Source organism: Faecalibacterium sp. An77 (genome assembly GCF_002161315.1).
Taxonomy (GTDB): domain Bacteria; phylum Bacillota; class Clostridia; order Oscillospirales; family Ruminococcaceae; genus Faecalibacterium.
In genome coordinates, this window is sequence record NZ_NFHK01000093.1 from 1 (window position 1) to 1234 (window position 1234).

The 1234-nt window shown below is 43.9% G+C and carries 1 protein-coding gene; it reads left to right on the forward strand.

Annotated elements, in window-relative coordinates:
* Positions 1-213: 213 nt before the first annotated feature.
* Positions 214-1234: IS110 family transposase (locus B5G28_RS14155; RefSeq protein WP_087249830.1), on the forward strand; the 1021-nt coding region annotated here is incomplete at its 3' end.

Consider the following 1234-nt stretch of genomic DNA (forward strand, 5'->3'; position numbering starts at 1 on the left):
ACATAGTAACATTGAAATACTAACTGGGGCTGAAAGTGGCAAAATTGCTTGCTTGGTTTCCATTCAGGAATTACTAACAATGTAGACCGTCCGTTCGCTTCGTGAAAGAATCAATGTTTTGATTGGTTGGGTCGGCACAACCGTTACCCGTGTCAACAACGCGCCTGTTGCTTTTGCGAAAAAGCGAAACTGTCCCTGAGAGGAGAGGTGTATATGAATTTTGGTCCGGTAGCAGGAATTGATGTCAGCAAACGATTCAGCGACATGTGTATTTTGTCGCCAGACAACAAAATCTTTGCTCAGGAAAAGATTTATCACGATGAAACATCGATCAATCGGGCAAACACCCTGCTTCAAAAGGCTGAGCAGAGCTTTTCCAGCAAGCCTATTATTGTGATGGAATCCACCTCGCACTACCACTTGATTCTCTTTCAGTTCTTCTCGGAGCATGGATATGACGTAATCGTAGTAAATCCTCTTCAAAGCAGCTCCATGAAGGATTTCTCTATTAGAAAGAGAAAAACAGATCGTGTAGACGCCTTTAAATTGGCAATGATGTATCGAACAAAGACCTTACGGCCTTCCCAGGTTCCTCAAACTGCAATGCGTGCATTACGCCAGCTCTGCAGAGAACGGGTAGAATTTTTGAATGACGTTTCGAGTTATAAAAATCGATTGACAGCTTTCTTGGATCAAGCCTTTCCAGGCTATGATAAGGTCTTCTCAGATCTAGGAGGAATCACTTCGTGCGCGGTGCTTGTGCATTTTCCAACGCCAGCTATTTTGCTTGCAGCGGAAGAATCAGAACTGGTTGAAGTGATTGCTGCAGCAAGCAAGTCAGGGCATGGATTTGCTAAGAAAAAAGCTGAATTGCTGATCTCGGCAGCACAGCAAGCACAGACCCTGGGGATTCATTCCTGTGCCGATGAAACCCTCATTGTGTGTACCATTCAAATGCTTCGTACATTATCCGAAAGCGTGATTCAAATTGAGAAAGCAATAGACAATTTATTGGCACAGATGAAAGAAATACGAAACAACGTTTCTTTACTGCAAAGCATTCCTGGTATTGGGAGCCATTCAGCAGCTCTTTTACTGGGAGAAATTGGGGATTTCACTCTGTTCAAAAAGCCTAAACAGCTTGCAGCTTACTTTGGGTTAGACCCATCTGAACGGCAGTCCGGAACATTCAGAGGCACGAAAAACAAGATTTCAAAGCGTGGATCGCCCTATG